The organism is Neobacillus rhizosphaerae (assembly GCF_050477885.1).
Classification (GTDB): domain Bacteria; phylum Bacillota; class Bacilli; order Bacillales; family Cytobacillaceae; genus Neobacillus; species Neobacillus rhizosphaerae_A.
This window is the reverse complement of record NZ_JBCNAC010000153.1, coordinates 1-14,278: the sequence shown is the minus strand read 5'-3', so window position 1 is coordinate 14,278 and position 14,278 is coordinate 1. Positions and strand designations below refer to the sequence as shown.

At 34.8% G+C, this 14,278-nt stretch carries 10 protein-coding genes, 1 tRNA gene and 1 pseudogene; 4 read left to right on the top strand and 8 right to left on the bottom strand.

The genetic code is table 11. From position 1 onward, the window contains the following. Positions 1-182: 182 nt before the first annotated feature. The 4 genes from ABES03_RS21020 to ABES03_RS21005 form a co-directional block, all read right to left on the bottom strand. The gene (locus tag ABES03_RS21020) at positions 183-605 is read right to left on the bottom strand and encodes a GNAT family N-acetyltransferase (RefSeq protein ID WP_430120349.1); all 423 of its coding nucleotides are present in this window, start codon (positions 603-605) and stop codon (positions 183-185) included. Between the two features lie 5 nt (positions 606-610). Further along, positions 611-1,123, bottom strand: coding sequence for a YjcG family protein (locus ABES03_RS21015; protein WP_430120347.1), 513 nt, complete (start codon positions 1,121-1,123; stop codon positions 611-613). Between the two features lie 131 nt (positions 1,124-1,254). Beyond that, positions 1,255-1,977, bottom strand: coding sequence for an alpha/beta hydrolase (locus tag ABES03_RS21010; protein ID WP_430120345.1), 723 nt, complete (start codon positions 1,975-1,977; stop codon positions 1,255-1,257). A gap of 116 nt (positions 1,978-2,093) precedes the next feature. Further along, positions 2,094-2,318, bottom strand: a complete 225-nt coding sequence (locus ABES03_RS21005; protein WP_430120343.1) for a hypothetical protein — start codon at positions 2,316-2,318, stop codon at positions 2,094-2,096. A gap of 161 nt (positions 2,319-2,479) precedes the next feature. Here ABES03_RS21005 and ABES03_RS21000 point away from each other — a divergent pair. The 3 genes and pseudogenes from ABES03_RS21000 to ABES03_RS20990 all read left to right on the top strand — a co-directional run bounded on the left by ABES03_RS21000 (position 2,480) and on the right by ABES03_RS20990 (position 4,422). Next, a tRNA-Val gene (locus ABES03_RS21000) sits at positions 2,480-2,552 on the top strand. A 138-nt stretch (positions 2,553-2,690) separates the two neighbouring features. Continuing rightward, positions 2,691-3,008, top strand: a pseudogene (locus ABES03_RS20995) (carboxymuconolactone decarboxylase family protein); the annotation flags it as partial. 97 nt (positions 3,009-3,105) lie between these two features. Continuing rightward, positions 3,106-4,422, top strand: coding sequence for a polysaccharide deacetylase family protein (locus ABES03_RS20990; RefSeq protein WP_430120341.1), 1,317 nt, complete (start codon positions 3,106-3,108; stop codon positions 4,420-4,422). A gap of 156 nt (positions 4,423-4,578) precedes the next feature. Here the strand turns inward: ABES03_RS20990 and ABES03_RS20985 are convergent, their stop codons facing one another. The 4 genes from ABES03_RS20985 to ABES03_RS20970 form a co-directional block, all read right to left on the bottom strand. Beyond that, positions 4,579-5,661, bottom strand: coding sequence for a Ger(x)C family spore germination protein (locus ABES03_RS20985; protein WP_430120339.1), 1,083 nt, complete (start codon positions 5,659-5,661; stop codon positions 4,579-4,581). Next, positions 5,654-6,739, bottom strand: coding sequence for a GerAB/ArcD/ProY family transporter (locus tag ABES03_RS20980; RefSeq protein ID WP_430120337.1), 1,086 nt, complete (start codon positions 6,737-6,739; stop codon positions 5,654-5,656). Before ABES03_RS20980 ends, ABES03_RS20985 begins: the two co-directional genes overlap by 8 nt. Before the next feature lie 18 nt (positions 6,740-6,757). Then, entirely contained in the window at positions 6,758-8,248 is a 1,491-nt protein-coding gene (locus ABES03_RS20975; protein WP_430120335.1) for a spore germination protein, read from the bottom strand. Between the two features lie 234 nt (positions 8,249-8,482). Then, entirely contained in the window at positions 8,483-9,703 is a 1,221-nt protein-coding gene (locus tag ABES03_RS20970) for a helix-turn-helix domain-containing protein (RefSeq protein ID WP_430120333.1), read from the bottom strand. A 413-nt stretch (positions 9,704-10,116) separates the two neighbouring features. Between ABES03_RS20970 and ABES03_RS20965 the strand changes: the two genes are divergently transcribed. Continuing rightward, positions 10,117-14,259 carry a S8 family serine peptidase gene (locus ABES03_RS20965; RefSeq protein WP_430120331.1) on the top strand — a complete coding sequence of 1,381 codons (4,143 nt, stop codon included), beginning with the start codon at positions 10,117-10,119 and terminating at the stop codon, positions 14,257-14,259. Positions 14,260-14,278: the final 19 nt, after the last annotated feature.

Sequence of the window (14,278 nt, the reverse complement as noted above, 5' to 3'; positions counted from 1 at the left end):
GAAGGTTATTTGACCCGAGCTGTAACAATCATCGCTTTATCAAGCCATGATTGTTACAAGATACTCACGGTAGATTATTCAGGATGAAAACTGGCTAGGTGCTGGAGCTGGACAATTCTCGAAGTCGAATTTTCTTATTATGTACAAAAACCACTTGCCATCTCTGGCAAGTGGTTCGTATGTTACATTTCTTTCATCATTGTTTTATGCGGAATGCCGGCATCGAGGAATTCTTCAGAGACAACCTCGTAGCCAAGCCGTGCATAAAAGGGGATGGCTTGTGTTTGGGCATTAAGTTTTAACTTATGAAGCCCTTGTTCACGAGCATGCTCCTCAATACCATTCATGATGGCATTTCCTGCACCCGTCTTTCTTGCTTCCTTTAATACACAAATTCGTTCTACTTTTCCATATCCATCAACTACACGGAACCGACCTGCACCAATTGAAGAACCATCGTTATACAGGACAAAATGAACAGCCTCATCTTCAAATTGATCGATTTCCTCTTCAAGAGGAACGTTTTGTTCTTCAACAAATACAGTCTTTCGAATGGAAAAGGCATCATCTAGTTCTTTTTGATTTTCAACCACTTTAAGCTTCACTTTACCTATTCCTTTCCAAGACGAAATGTTTCATATACGGTCCAAGAACCATTTTCTAATTGATAGAGAAGGTGGAATCGGTCAATGGTTTCTTCGTGATTAATTTTTGTCATTCGGAGTGAACCAAAGACATCGGAGTGTTCGTCATTAGAGAGTTTTTGACCAATCGTAATATGTGGGACAAAGGCATACTCTAACGGTGAGTCGCTAAAAGTTTGATTGATTTCGGCATGCAGATTAGTAAGTTCTTCTGTCGGATCAACTTTAAAATAAATCACGTTATTTACAGGTTGAAAAGAGCTGATCTTTGAAGTTTTTAAAGAAAATGGATGGGTATTTTGAGCGATTTGCTGGAGTTTATTCGCTACATCCTTTGCATCCTCTTCAGTTGCTTCAAAGGCATTTTTTAATGTTAAGTGTGGAGGAATAAGTGAATAGTGTGGATCATAACGTTTACGGTAAGAATTCACTAAGTCTTGAAGCTTTTTTGAAGGGAAAATGACAACTCCAAATTTCATACGTATATACCTCCGTTTTTAAAAAATTATTTTAATAGAAAAATAATACTCATAAGAGCCTTCTTACTATTATAGCAAATTTTCTAACTTTATTAAATAATAGAAAATACTCAAACTTTTGTTAATATGTGTTAGAAGAACATTTTCAGTGCTCGTCTTAAATCTGGCTGCCAATAGGTCCAAGTATGATCACCATTATATTCTTCATAAAAATATGTAAATGGTTTTTCTGAAAAGATTTTTGAAAGTTCTCTGTTAGGGCTTAAAAAGTTCTTTACTTGTCCATCTGTCGTTGGTACTTCCGTTTCATGGGTTCCGATTACATGATAAATCTCTATTACTTGAGTATCTGTAAAATCTTCCACTAATCCTAAGACCTTTTGGTTCACATAAGGTGATTGTAAAAGTACTTTTCCAAATGTATGTGGATATTGAATCGCTGTCATTAAAGAAACGGTGGCCCCTAGAGAATCACCAATAAGTGCTCGGGTCGTACCCATTTGATAGGTTGGAAACTCCGTATCAAGAAATGGCACTAATTCATGTGCTAGGAAGCGAATATATTGTTCATTTTGATCACCATTTGGATGGTATTTTCTGCGACGATCAGCAACATCTTTATAGGGTAACCCAACAATAATTAAATTTTCAATTTCTCTGTTATAAAGAAACTCATCTGCTAATCGGCTAATTCTGCCAAGTTGAAAATAATCCCGGCCATCCTGGGCAATCAGCAGAGAGTATTTATAGAGTGGTGAGAAGTTTGCTGGAAGGTAAACAAGGAGCAGGATGTCCTCTCCCAGCTCTTTGCTATGAAAGGTAAGTTCTTTAATCGTGCCTTTTGGAAATTCCATGTGATAAAACCCCCATATTCAGTAGATACATTAGAATTTTACCATAACTCGACTGGAAATGCTTTCATAAGGGGAATAAAGGGATTGGTTTTCTGTTGTTAAGAGGTAAAGTGGAATTAATGAAGATATCGATTCTTCGATTGTAATTCGGGCATTAGGGATAAGATGTTTTCACGTTTAAAGGTGCGCATCTGTTTCCGTAGCAAACAGTACCCGCGGATATAGTCATCATTTATTTCCTTCACAATTAGTTTCCGTTGTGAAATTTTTTGGTTGTCAGCAAGGTAAATCATTTCCAATGGCATGTTTTCTTCAATTGAACGAATAAAAAGCCCATCCATGTAAAACACTCCTTTCTTTTATACTATTATTATAACCGAACATTAGTTCTTTATTCAATAAAAATAAGAACTAATGTTCTTGTTTTCTTGGGTTATATATTTAAATAAATTATTGACTTTTGCTAGAATATTACTATAATTAGATATGTAGCTTAATAAGCGATCTGTTAGCTCAGTTGGGAGAGCGCAACCTTGACAGGGTTGAGGTCGGGGGTTCGAACCCCTCACAGGTCATATTTGTAAAAAAGCTGAAAATCCTTTTATTTAAAGGGTTTTCAGCTTTTTTTGTTTTTATTGTATATTTGTTCTTTATTCATCTCCTCAGTATTCTCCAATATCTCTAATTAAAATCCTGAATTTATTATCAATTTACTTTGTGAACTAATAAAAGTCCTGGCTTCTCAAATAAATGGTTGTGCATATTGTCTTAACATGCATACAGCTGATGCTAGAAAAATGGGAGAAACGGAACAACGTTTATATTGTATAAGTGCTTGGAGAGAGTGTACATTTTACTCAGATGCAGAAAAAGTAGCTCTTGAGTTGACAGAGTATGTGACTTTAATCCCGGCAAAACGGGTACCCGATGAACTATATCAACGAGTACGTAAACACTATGAAGAGAAACAATATGTTGACCTATTTCTAGACCCTTTACCGGAAAATGGTATGATAAACATAGCAGCATGAATCATTAGTAAATTTTTAATGACAAAATATAAATGGTAACAACTAATTTGGATACCGATTGTTAAGTAGTTCAGATAAATAAGGAAGAGGGAACTATATGAAAATATTCTCAACTATCATATTGTGTTTTGGTCTTTTAGTAGGTTGTGGACACTCGAATGACATCAAAGATACTAGTAATAAGTCCAACCAGTCCCCCGTAAATGAAAATAAGGATGATCCTAATAAAGATCAAAATGAGGGAAATCAAGGTACATCACCCCAGCCGCAACCCATTGTAACTGTTCAAAAAATTGTCTCCTTAGCATCTACCGGACATGTGGTGAATAATCCTTTTGTTGCGCACCATTCTTCATTTTCAGAAGTGAAAAAGGCTTGGGGTGATCCTGATAAAATAGACCAGGTTGGGAATGGGTATTACGCGACCTATTCTAAAAAGTTTACCGTGTTCGGCTATACTCAAGATGGTTTGATTTATGACGTTCGCTCCAATGAACCTTCTATTCAAGACCTAACTCTAGCTGATATTAAAAAGGTGATGGGAAATCCGAAAAGTACTTCTTCTTTTCAAAATGATCAAATTTATACATATAACATAAATAAGGAGTATCAGTTAAAGTGGATTATTCCTATTTCGACTAGTAAAGTGGATCATATTTCAGTGTATAGCGATGTCGAACTTTCCAATGTACCCGAGAACTATATTCTTTCTATCAAAGGAACTTCCCAAAATCTCTCAGCTTCGGCATGGGAAAGTATGGTGAAATGGCGTCAATCGATACTCACTTTTCCTAAAAATTACCCTCATGATGTATTTGTCAATGGACCAAATAAAAAGATGGTTGCTCTGACCTTTGATGACGGCCCGGATCGAATCAATACTCCCCAAATTATTACTGCATTGAAACAAGAAAACGTGAAAGGAACCTTTTTCTTTATTGGACAAAAAGTTGAACAAAATCCGGATATTGTGAAATTAGCATATGATAACGGAAATGTGATCGGTAGTCATAGTTATCTTCATCATGAATTAACTAAAGTAAGTGCTGAAGGCATCCGACAAGATTTAAACAAATCATCCGAGGCTATTCGTAGAATTATCGGAAGATCACCGGCTCTTTTAAGACCACCGTATGGAGATACTGATATAAAAGTTATCAATGTTGCCAAAGAGAAACAATATAAAGTAATTATATGGTCGATTGATACCTTAGATTGGTCACAGAAAGATCAAAAACATATCCAAAAGAATATTTTTGATAACGTCCGGAACGGAGATATTATCCTCATGCATAGCGATGATGACAAAACGGAAACCGCCAGTGCAGTTCCGACGATTATAAAAGAACTAAAAAGAAGGGGGTTTGAAATAGTAGACGTTGCGACCTTATTAAATACTAATCCATACCATTGAGCGGTTGGATAAAGCAGGAAAATACATTAGGTTAGGAATTGTAATCAAACGTACTAAGCTAGTGTCCTTTTACCTTGATAACCGTTGTGTTATCAAGGATTTTTTTTATATAACATGAAATTTTGTATGAAATAAATCAGATGAATGATCCCAGGATTACTCAACAATTCCCGTTTGCTTAATTTCAACTTTAGCATGAACAAGAACCTGTACTTCTGGATAAATGGATTTCCACGTTCGCTCATTGAATTGGCGATCATGCTCTTTATACTTCGCTCCAAGACCTAGCGGGTCTACTTGAAGATTCTTAAAGCGAGCGGCAAGCTTCAAGGAACGCTTTTCTAAAATCTGTGCAACTTCCTTTTGAATCTTTGGTTTATCAATAGGTACCCTTTGTTTCTTTGGAGAAGAGAACTCTTGAAGTCTAGTCTTCATTTGTAAGGAGATCGTAAAGACAGGTCTACCCTTTACCATTTTCACTTTGTATTTTGCATTTGAATGAAGAATATCTAAAACCACCTTGTCACCATTACTTAAAATAAATTGGTGTATTCCATGCTTATATGTATCAACCAGACCTTTAAATATGAACTGATCGTCCAATGATAAATATGTGACAAATCGATCATCTTTAAAAATGGCCATTCCATTGATTTTGATCGATCCATTTTCCTTCTTTATTAATGGTAAATACGGATCCTGTCCAACCTGAGAAAATTGAAATATAAAGCTGTGTAAATTAGATCGAGGAAGTTGTCCGGACTCCATGTTTTGGTCAAGTAATTCTTGTATAAATATGGAAATGTTCTCTGTCTTAAATTTCTCTGTCATTAATAAATCATATGGATCACCATCTACAATGGCTAATTGGACAAGGTTTCCAATGGAGGGATCACGGTTTAGGGTATCTACAAAGTCGTTAATCCCTTTTCTTGATAATGCTTTCCCGTATAGAGCTAAGCGAAGCTGCCCGCTTACCAACGGATATCTAGTTTCATTATTTATGAGGGCACGAATCTCTTTGCTCGATTGCCCAATACCTGCTTTGATTTCAGTAGATGAAGACTTGTCCTTTTTAAAGATAGGAAATACAATGGTCTCTTTTATTTTGTTATCAGAAGCCAAATCATACCCTACGCCCTGTGCCATATTTATTTCATTGACAATGGTAGGAGGGATAAGGGTACAACCAGATAAAAATAGTGGTAGAAACGATCCAAGTATAAAGCGCTTAGCCATTTTTATTTCCCCTTTTTAACATGGTAAGGACTAGAAGTAGTACAGGGATATAAGCATAGAATAACCATAAATGCATTTGCGTAATAAGTTGATCAAACAGATCTTTATAAGGGTCTTTAATCAATTGGCAAAGTAGGACACTAGTAATGCTAAGGACAATTAAGGTGTATTTTTGCTTTTTATTAAAAATTTTCTTAAGACCCCTGCTAGAACACCATAATAAGAGTGCGAGTAAGGATGAAACGATGACTAAATACATAGAAATATAGATGTACTCAAATCTTTCCAAGTAAGAAAACTTCATGATTTTAGTTAAAGACAGCTCTGGCCAAAGGGTAGATGCTAATTGTTTTTCACTATAAAAGGAAAACGAGACAATGGCAGAAAAAGTGTAGAGCAGGGTCGTAAATAGGGCTCCTAAATGAGCAAATTTTCTTGATAAGTATCCACTTTTTATAAAAGGATAAAACATGAGCAACGTTTCCGTTCCTGCTAATGTGTACATGGAGCTTTTGACAGAATCCAATAAATCCTTAAAGGAATGATTCATAATGGGCAATAAATTAGAAAAATGGGCCATTTTTATAGGGAAAACATAAAGAATGATGAGATATATTTGTGGATAAAGAAAAGATAAAAACGAGATTCCAACAACAACTCGAAATCCTCCTGATACACAATAATAAACGAGTGCCAATATAATGCTGGAAAGAATCCAGGAGGACAAATTGGGAAACATCCAGACCTGAATGATTTCAATGTAGCCAAGTAAAACGGATACGCTAGCTAACCAGAAATACAACATGATGATCAAGCTGAAACATTTGCCGATGATTTTACCAAATACCATAGAATGTACATCCACGATATCTCCATCCGCTTTTGCTAAAAGTTTATACATCATCCAAATAAACAATTGAACCAAGCATCCAGCCAGTAAAACTCCGATCCAGGCATCAAACCCTGCCTTTTTAGCAATGATTCGTTGAAAACTTAAAATACCCACACCAACCTGTGAACTATAGATCGTAAAAAAGACTAAATAGGGAGAAATTTGATGCCTTTTATCAATTTGCATAAAAAATATCCCCCTTTTTTATTCATAGAAATCATTCATGGGTTCTGGGTTCTTTCCAGTTCCAGTAGATTTTTGCTTTTTTTGCGGCCTAAGGGATTGCGGATTCTCTTTTTGCATGGAAAAAGGAAGTCTAACCCAGAGATCTTGGAAGGCCGTTTTCCTTAATGGATACATACTTACATATGGACGCCCAAGTGAGGTTAATCTGAGCGTATGTAAAACCGTAAATAATAATCCAACAAACACCCCAAATAATCCTAAAAATTGTGCAAGAAAAATGACAGGGAATTTAAAAAAACGAATGGTGTTGCTAAATTTATAAACAGGTGCGATATAGGAAGCTAAGGTTCCAAGTCCTACTAAGATAAGCAACACATTGCTGGTTAAGCCTGCTTCCACGACGGCTTGACCGATGACAATGCCCCCAACAACGCCAAGGGATTGTCCAATTTTCGTAGGTAGACGAATTCCAGCTTCTTTCACCATTTCTATCATTATTTCTAAAAATAATGCCTCTAAAAAAGGAGAGAATGGAACGGATACCCTTGACCCAACCAAGTTTTCTAATAATTTAGAAGGGATCAATTCATAATGATAGGTCAGAGCCGCAACATATAAAGGACTGACTAGACTTGATATGAAAATAGAAAAAAATCGTAATAGGCGAAAAAAATTAGAAATGATCCAAGAAAAACTATAATCCTCCATGGCAATTAAAGATTCAATTAAAGTTACAGGTGCGATGACAAGATTTGGTGAACCGTCAGCAGCAATAATAATTTTCCCTTCAGGGAGTCCTGCGGCAACCCGATCCACTCTCTCAGTTGAGATGGATTGAGGAAACAAGGAGTGAGAATTATCCTCTATCATTGACGCAATATATGAACTGTCTAAAATTTGATCATATTGAATATCCTCTATTCGTTGTATCACCGTGTTTACGTTTTCTGGATCAGCGATCCCGTCCATATAAATGACCGCTACTCTAGTTTTCGACAGTTCCCCGACTGTCATTTCTTTTACAAGTAGTTCAGCAGCGGGTAATCTTTTTCTAATCAGATTGATGTTGGTGTCTAATTCTTCAATAAAGCCAACTTGTGGACCTAATGCCGAAGATTCCATGGTCGGAATGCCGACATCGCGAAATTTACTGTTCGCAATATTAATTAATAAGCATTCTTGATCGTATTGATTCTTTTGAACAGCTATATATCCATTTAGAAGGTTTTGGATGATTTGAGATTTATCATTAGTAAAAGAAATCCCTTGTACGGGTATTTTGCTTTTCAATTCTTCGAGGCTTAGCTGTTCCTGTAAATATGGCAACACATCTTTATGTAAAATGTCTGATGATATGAGGGTACGAAAATAGGAAAGCCAAAATGGCTCCTTATCTAGTAGAGAGGTATGCTCATGAACAAAGTCATTGGATTTAGAAAAGCGTTCAATCCAGTTTTGTTCCGGTGAATTTTGGGATTCCTGTTCCATATTGTTGTTTTGTAACTTCATCTGTATCCCTCAACATAATTTTTTCTCATTATGTGTAGAATCGGGAATTTTATGCGTATGAACCATTTTTAAACATTTGAAGGATAAAATAAAAGCTGAACTTTACAACCTTGACAGAGTTAGGGTATTTATTTGTGCCTCAAAAAATATCTGCAGACCCTTTAAAGAGAGGATCTGCAGATATTGTCGGTAACTATTGGGATGTCTCTAAATAATAAAAAAGGCATTTTCTATTTAATGATTAATCAATACATGGGCCATTTTTAAGGCTTTACCATTTTTTTTCTGTTTATAATAATAATTAAATAATTCTTTTTGGGAACGTTTAATTAAATAGACAAAACCAAATTTTTTAAAGAAAGGTAATGAAGTATCGAACAAGTATTGATAGTATTCGTGTTCTTTATTTTGAAGTAAATAACTAAGTAAGGTAAATAAAATCAAATATAATTGTTCATTTTTCTTTAGAGCTTTTTCAAGTCCTCCATTAACAAGTTGTAATAATTCATCTATTGGAAGTAAACTCCCATAATATGCACTTCGTATATACCCTTCTAAAGAAAGTAAATAAGGACTTGATTCATTATTTTTAAGAGACATTGACTCCTTATAGTATTTATTGGCTAGTTCATAATTTTTTCTTCTAAAATATTCAAAAGCTAAGTTGTGTAATACCTTTGCTTTTCGATCGGGTGAATTACAAAGGTCACAGCTTTTGATTAAGCTTTCAAACCTCTGAATAGTCTCCTTAAAATCTCCATCATCTTTTACTTGAATCACCATAAGCATTTCTGCATCAATCACTCTAAGGTAGTTATTAATTTCTTTAAAAAATTGACGCGATTTATCTGCGAAAAAATAAGCCATAGCTGGTGATTCGATCGAATGATACGCAACTGCTAAATGATAGGTATATTCCTTATTATTGTAATCTGTGTCATTTATTGATTTTAATACTTGAATGGCTTTGAGATTTTCATGTTTTGCTAAATAGTAAACTCCTAAAACGTGTTTGAACAAATTAGCTTCGTAGACAGATAATTTATGTTCTTTCTTTTGGATTTCCTTGATGATGGTAATTGCTTCGTCAGTCAAATTATACATTAGTAAATACTTAACCCGAAGTAATTTGTAAAGATAAATATAATCAGAGATTTGAATTAAATCTTCTTGTTCAAGTTCATGATTAATAAGATCACATTCGTCAAATAATTGCATGATAATTACATCATGCCAATGGCTTAAGCACTTTTTAATATTTTTAAGTTTTGCTATTTCATTTTCGATAGTTATTCCTAGACGCTCTGATAACAGAGTGATAATTTCAGGTGCATATTCAGTATGTAAACGCTCAATTTTACTAATATGTGTTCCAGAACAGATCCCTTTTCCTAATTGCTCTTGAGTTAATTGGTATTTTTCGCGATAAAACCTAATGATTTTCCCCTCATCCATAATGAAATTCTCCTTTAGATAAATTTTCTTTGATGTGTTTGAGCATTAGAAAACCAAGATTCCCCCAAGTGCAAAGATGTTTTTTCAATATATATTGCTAAAAATCGTTGAATTCTCCAAAATTTGATGATGTTGAATAATTTTTTTGAAGAATTATGCAGTGGAATTAGCACAACATGATGAACTATTCCCCCAATTTACCGAGAATAAAAGCTCAAGTACAATATCAATTAATAGAGTTGTCTAATTATTCATACTCTTATTTTACACTATCTTTCTATCGGGAGGAAAGCGAAGCTCGAAAGAGTATGTAACCATTTTATTTGGGGTAACCTGTTAGATTCTTATTTTTAAAAAGTCATAGGTTTAAAATTTGTAGCTGAAATCAAAACAGTAGAAGGAGCGTTGAGTAAATGAAAATTCGAAAGAAACAACTCCTAAATGTAATGGCATCAGGTGTAATAGCATCAAGCTTACTAACGTCTTGTTTAATGCCTCAGCAAAAAACGTATGCTATATCAAATTCTGTTGAAACGATTTTAAAAGGCCTAACAGAAGAACAAAAACAATCTATTAAGAGATTAACTCCACAAGAAGGGTTTATTATTGATCCAAGATTATTGTCACTTAAAGATAAAACCGCAAATGTCATTGTTGAGTTCAAAACAGCTCCGGTCGAAAATGCTCAGCAATCAAAAACAAAAGGTACATCTAAAAATAAAGCAGAAAAGATAAAAGGGGAACAAGAATATTTTAAACAACGATTAACTGAAATTTTTAAGAAGAAGGAAGAGTTAAACAAAAATATAAAAGAAAATTCAATTAAATATCAAATTAAACAAACTTATCAGAATGTATTTAATGGAATGGCTATGACGATTCCTACAAATGAAATTAATACATTGCTTGAGACTGGTGTAGTTAAAAGGATTTGGAAAGACAATGTCGTTAGTTTACCGATAAATGAATCGACTACTACTCAAGAACCAACAACTGGAAAAGTAATTCCACCAGCGCTCCCTCATATAGGAGTTGATCGTTTACATAATGAGGGCTTAAAAGGACAAGGGATAAAAGTTGGGGTACTTGATACAGGGATTGACTATAATCACCCTGATTTAAAAGATGTTTATAAAGGCGGCTATGATTGTGTCGCTAATGACTCTGATCCAATGGAAACAACTAGAGCCGAGTGGCTTGCATCTGGTCAACCTGAAACGATAGATGGTAGTTCATACTATACAGAACACGGAACTCATGTTGCTGGAACAATCGCATCTAACCCTAAAAATGATGTTGAATATGCCATGACTGGTGTAGCTCCGAATGTTGACTTGTATGCATATCGTGTATTAGGAGAATATGGATCAGGATATGATTCATCCGTTATAGCAGGTATAGAAAGAGCGGTAAAAGATGGAATGGACGTGATTAATCTATCATTAGGTAATGGTAATAATCATTCCTTAGACGCTACATCTGTAGCCATCAACAATGCAGCATTAAAAGGGGTCATACCAGTTATAGCTGGAGGAAATGCAGGGCCAAATCCTGGTTCGTTAGGTTCACCAGGTGCTTCTCCACTAGCAATCACTGTGGGTGCAAGTGATGTGCCGACTGATATTCCAACCGTTATAACAACTTTAGCAGATATTTCAGTTCAAAATACATTAATGGGGCATGGCCTTGGAAAGGATTATCTACAGTTAATTGATAAAGAATATGATGTTGTTGAAGTAGGAATTGGTACAGAAGAGGATTATTCTGACAAAGACGTTAATGGGAAAGTGGCATTAATTTCTCGTGGCACGATATCATTTGATGAAAAAATCCGACGAGCTCATGATAAAGGTGCTGTAGCTGTATTGATTTACAATAATGAGGATGGAGAAATTCCATATTTCTTGGGTGAAAATCATGGCTATGTCCCAACATTTAAAATGTTACAAGGTGATGGAGTAAAACTTTCAGATAATTTAAAAGCGGATCCAACTACTAAACTTAAAATATCAGATTTACATTCAAATATGACCTCTGGTGATGTGTTAGCCGATTTTAGCTCACGTGGACCAGTAAATAATAACTTTGATATTAAACCAGATGTGGTAGCACCTGGGGTGTCTACCTTCTCTACAGTTCCAGAATATATTAATAGCCCAGAAGATGGTATTGATTATTCCAGTGGTTATGCAAGTATGAGTGGTACATCTATGGCCACTCCACATGTTGCTGGAATTGCAGCCTTATTATTACAATCACATCCAAATTATACAGTGGCAGATGTAAAAGCGGCGCTTATGAATACGGCAGACCCTTTAAATGGGCGTACGTACAATGTGAATGAAGTTGGAGCAGGACGTGTAGATGCTTATGAGGCAGTACACAATACAACGTTATTGGAAGTACAAAATAAGACGACTTCCTTAGATGAAAATGGGTTAAAAATAGAAATCGATGACATTTCAGGATCTATACCTTTTGGTAGTATTGCACAATCCAGTGAGACGCAAAATAGAACAACCTCGATTTCTATTAAGAATTTAAGTAGTGAACTAGAAACATATCATACTAGAGTTGAATTTTTAACAATCGATGGTGTCTCAAAGGATGCTGCAAAGAGTAGTGTGACGCTTCAACTACCATCGACGATTGAAGTGAATGGTAATGAGAGTAAGAATATTAATGCAGAAATATCAATTCCAGCTAATGCAGAATTTGGTATATATGAGGGATATATTTATATTGAAAATGAGTCCAAAACTGTAGAATATCAAATTCCTTTCCATGTTCGTTATTCTAAACCTGGATTCGAAAAATTAGAATTTTTTAAACATGCAATTACAAATGACCTTAGTAACTTTCATCCATATATCCAGCCGTTTACACCAGTCGAATTCAAGTTAAATAGTTATATGAAAACGATTGATGTCGTGGTTAGCGACCTTGAAGGAAAACCAATTGGGTTTTATGGCACATTTAATTTAGAAAATGCGTCAGTTGATACGGATTACTTAATTTTCTTCGGATTTTCAGGTGAAGTAAAGCATTTTACGGGTGATCCGAATAAACCGTTAGCACTAGAATATGAATCACTTAAAGAAGGTAAATACATCGTTTCTTATATTGGTACAGGGGAAGATGGTAAAACATATAAGATTGATAATGACATGGTGATCGATAATACCGCTCCAACACTGGAATTTGATAAGAAAACAGGAATTCAAGAACTTTCTAGTTCAGATTTAACAACTGAAAGTTATGATGGACAAGATTATACAGCATATTGGGTGCATGGAAAATTGTATGATGATACGATTGATTATTTAAAAAGTAGAGGTCATGACATCACTCAAGAGGCAAATACCGCGTATGCTTACCAAGATTCTTTTTGGCCAACAGCTCAATTTTTCCCTAATGCAAATGGTGAATTTAAATTTGGTGTCTTACCAGAAGAATATGCAAACTATCCAACAAATGTAGCTATCTATACTTATGATTACGCTACAGCAGGAAATCCGACTTTCCCAGACTTTACTTTTATTAATAAAGGAAGTAATTATTCCTTAATAAAAAACAATACAAAAGGTGTAAGTCTTGGATCGGAGTTTGTAAATACATTTACTGTTCAAAACGCTAAAGATTTAACAAGTGCTTCTGTAACAATTGATGTCCCTGATTTCTATAAAGTTGTAGACGTTAAGCCATCAAAACAGCTAGAGGATCTTGCAAAGAAAAATAATTGGACGATTAGCGTTGCAAAGCCACAAATTACAGAAAACACTTGGTCTAATATTTCAACATTTGCTGTAGATATTTCAGACAAAAAAACACAATTACCAGTTTCAATTAATGATGATATTGATTTATTGGATATCACATTAAAAGTAGTCGATGACCATAATTACTTTGTAGAAAGTGGATTCTATTATCAAGAATCTTCCTATCAAACAAGCTCTGGTAGTAAGTCTTCTTTACCAACATTTGCTGAAAGGTTTAAATTCATTTCTCAGCACTCATGGTTCGAAGGTTACTATCATGGTGAAGCAGTTAATTTAGATATTTATGATTTAGACTATTCAAAGATTGGGACAAAAGCTTATCTGGTAGATAAAAACGGTAAAAAGTATCCTGCAGATATTTCAGAAAATGGTTATATGACAATAACGGATATTCCTGCAACGAAGGATGAATATACGTTAATCGTAGATATTCCTGGGCATTTCCAATACAACAAAAAAATAACTTTAAGCAGGACGATCGATGGAGTGGTCCAAGGTATTTTCTATAATGTCTATACGGATACGGCTGCTGCTGGTGATGTCAACGGAGATAATGTAATCGATATTTATGACGCAAAGCTTGTTGCAAACAATGCTGGAATTTCAGGGGATAGATTGAAAGAAGATCTTAATAAAGATGGAGTCGTTGACATTATTGACTTCAACTTTATCGAAAAGAACTTCATGTCCATCAATCCATACATCCCAACGTCCAATAAACCAGTTGAAAAAACTAAGAATTTAACATTAGAAGAATTGAAAAAAAGTTTTAATTAAAAGGCTGTGTTAAAGAACA